Annotated in this window: 4 protein-coding genes; all 4 read left to right on the forward strand. The window is 54.8% G+C overall.

Going from position 1 to position 2,870, the window contains the following annotated elements:
• Nucleotides 1-388: 388 nt before the first annotated feature.
• The 4 genes from ACURWW_RS17110 (at nt 389) to ACURWW_RS17125 (ending at nt 2,486) form a co-directional block, all read left to right on the forward strand.
• Nucleotides 389-877, forward strand: coding sequence for a hypothetical protein (locus ACURWW_RS17110; protein WP_445618363.1), 489 nt, complete (start codon nt 389-391; stop codon nt 875-877).
• A gap of 51 nt (nt 878-928) precedes the next feature.
• Entirely contained in the window at nt 929-1,246 is a 318-nt protein-coding gene (locus ACURWW_RS17115) for a hypothetical protein (protein WP_445618362.1), read from the forward strand.
• Nucleotides 1,247-1,532: 286 nt separating this feature from the next.
• The gene (locus tag ACURWW_RS17120; RefSeq protein ID WP_445618361.1) at nt 1,533-1,922 is read left to right on the forward strand and encodes a VanZ family protein; all 390 of its coding nucleotides are present in this window, start codon (nt 1,533-1,535) and stop codon (nt 1,920-1,922) included.
• An 81-nt stretch (nt 1,923-2,003) separates the two neighbouring features.
• The gene (locus ACURWW_RS17125) at nt 2,004-2,486 is read left to right on the forward strand and encodes a helix-turn-helix domain-containing protein (RefSeq protein ID WP_445618360.1); all 483 of its coding nucleotides are present in this window, start codon (nt 2,004-2,006) and stop codon (nt 2,484-2,486) included.
• Nucleotides 2,487-2,870 lie beyond the last annotated feature (384 nt).

A 2,870-nucleotide genomic window follows, 5' to 3' on the forward strand; every position in this document is an offset into this window, starting at 1 on the left:
TGCGGGTGTCGAACCCTATCAGATCAACCGGCCAAGATAATTGTCGCTGGACCGGTCAAGTTAATTGTCGCTCTATAGGGTCGGTTTCCCGTGGTGTAGTGGCTCGCTTATGTTGGGTTACGGCCTTCGGCCTAACCCAACCTACGGGGGTGGGGCTGCCGTTGCTGCGTTTGTAGGTTGGGTTAGCGCAGCGTAACCCAACAGAACAGGGCAGCCTCAGGGTGCCGGACCGCGAAGAACATACGACAAGAGACTGATTGTTAGAGGGGGCGTAGGCGCTAAGGTCGAATTCGGCGACTGAGAAGAACAACAAGGGAAGGACGAGGGGCATGGATACGAGCAGAAGTGTTCACACGGATCTGCTGCTGCGATATGGGGATGTGCAGAAGTGGCGTTAACATCTCTTTTCTCAGGTGGAATCAAGGCACAAGAACTCCTGCCTCGCAGCATCGATCTGTCCGGCAATATATTTCAGTTTTCCCTGCCGGAAGATTTTAGTAGGGATATGCCGGCCGCGAATATGGTGGAACGCCTGGACATCCGGGATAGAAACAACTTTGACGTTCCGGAGTACGGGAACCTGATGCGTCGATGGTGGGATATCAAAGAGCCAGGTTGGTTTGGCAAGCGGCTTGGTACCACCATGATGGATTTATCGGTGCAGCGGGTTGCAGCGAACACTCAAAACATTCTACATGAGAGACCTTATAGCATCGGTAATCGGCTCGATTTCATGTTGATGTTAATCGACAGGTTTCATCAGCGATATGATTCACTCAATGAAGAGGTTGAAACGCCAGAAGGCGATGCAGCATATCATTCATCGTTTGTTTACATGGTAGGAGAACGGATTGCCTCGACACAGCGGGAGTACTAGTTTAACCAGCAGAAATGGATCCGACAGGACATCGGAGGTCCGAATGCGACCATGATATTCAATTATGTATTGCCGTTATCCGAGCAGACCTACCTGGATGCATCGTTTACCTACAGCCCGAACGACAACGTGGTCGCCGGGCATTTCCTCGATACTGCCATGGAAAAGATGCGACCCGTCCTTGAAAGCTTCCACTTGCAGTACGCACCCGGCAATCCTTTCGCCGACATCGTGGGTGGCGAATGGTTGAAACAGACGAATCAGGACCTCATTGATCAGCATCGCGATAAGCTTGTGAAGCTGTTCCATTCACCCGCCGAGCCACCTTCGTTTCACGAGGAAGATTTTCACCACAGGGCGGTCGATTAGCAGGCGTTGCGGGGGTCCATCGTCCGTCGCAGGTCTCGTATCGTCGAGGGCGGCGATGTGTTGGGTTACGGCCTGCGGCCTAACCCAACCTACGGGGGGCATGTCTTTGTAGGTTGGGTTAGCGAAGCGTAACCCAACACGACGACGCAGAGGAGCACAGAGCTTTTCGTGGGCGAGAATTTAGGAGATACTCCCTGATTCATTCTCCCCAAGTGCAGTTGTAGCATGCTCAAACCTGTCGTGTTGTTCCACCTTCGCCTAATCTCCCTTTCTTCCGTGTTTGCTCATGCCTAAGTTGTCCCTGCAGGGCTGGGCCCGCATCGTGTTTACCGCGTCCCTGGTGGGTGTGGCCTACGCCATGTTCCGGCCCGAGGCGCCCCCGCCGGTATTCAACCAGTCCGACAAGGTCGGCCACATTATCGGCCTGTGGCTGTTGTGTCTGAGTGGGAGAGCCGCCTTCCCACGCCTGCCGTTCTGGCTGGTATGGCCGCTCTGCTTGCTCCTGGCTCCTGGACTGGAGTACTTACAGCAGTTTCTGCAACCCACCAGGATCTTCAGCATCAATGACGTGTGGGCAAACGGGATTGGTGTGCTGCTGGCGCTGTTGAGCTGGGGGTTGTTCAGGTGGTTTTCCTCGCGCGGCGCGAAAACTGAGGTTTCTGAAGCAATGCGCTAACCACAAAATGTTTCTCATTGTTGATTATTTCTTCCTTTAGACTAGAATGAGAAGCAGATTTCGTGTTTTGGTGCTCCGCAAATGCCCTCTCAATCTCCGCCAACCAGCGCCACTGTAGACCGTCGTTTGTCGGAGATTGGCGCGGCCATCCGTGCTCGTCGCAAGGCGCTGGGGGTGAATGCTGTCACGGCCGCGGAGGCGGCGGGGTTATCCCGAGTGACGCTGTACAGGGTCGAGAAGGGTGAACCCTCTGTGACGTTAGGTGCCTACTTGAGCGTAATGGACGCCCTTGGTCTTAACCTGACGGTCGTGGACGTCACGGCCGAGGGACAGACCGCGGCCAAGGTAACACCGTCGATTCCAGTTCGGATCGAGCTCTCCAAGTACCCACAGTTGCGACAACTGGCATGGCAGGTCCATGGCACGGATGAATTGACGCCCCAGGAAGCGTTTGGAATTTACGAGCGAAACTGGCGGCACCTGGACAAGGCTGCCATGGGCGCGCACGAGCTTGAACTGGTTGACGCACTCCGCGCAGTTTTTGAAGGAAAATCGAGTGTTTGAAAGAGCCCACCATCAGCGAATCGAGAACGTTCTTCGCTCGCTTGATAGTTCCCTGCTTCGAGAACACAAGTGCTACTTTGGCGGCGGCTGGTTGGACAGATGCATGCAGACGATGGACGTCAACGTTCCGCGAGCTGTTCTTTGGCAAAAGCTCCGCAAGATGGAGCGTCTGATCGACTAAAGCTCCAATGTTGGGTTACGGCCTGCGGCCTAACCCAACCTACGGTTTGGTGCGCCTGAGCGGGGCGACGTAGCACCTGTAGGTTGGGTTAGCGCAGCGTAACCCAACACAGCGAGTCAGAATGCCGTAAGCGATCAGCAAACCCCATCTTGGAACTGAGCTTTCCAGGGTAACAACGCTTCGATGTCCACAAGGTTTTGCGC

Source organism: Gilvimarinus sp. F26214L, from assembly GCF_054401055.1.

Coding starts and splice junctions, on each gene's coding strand:
- ACURWW_RS17115 (WP_445618362.1), top strand. CDS start 929: ATGATATTCAATTATGTATTGCCGTTATCCGAGCAGACCTACCTGGAT.
- ACURWW_RS17120 (WP_445618361.1), top strand. CDS start 1,533: ATGCCTAAGTTGTCCCTGCAGGGCTGGGCCCGCATCGTGTTTACCGCG.
- ACURWW_RS17125 (WP_445618360.1), top strand. CDS start 2,004: ATGCCCTCTCAATCTCCGCCAACCAGCGCCACTGTAGACCGTCGTTTG.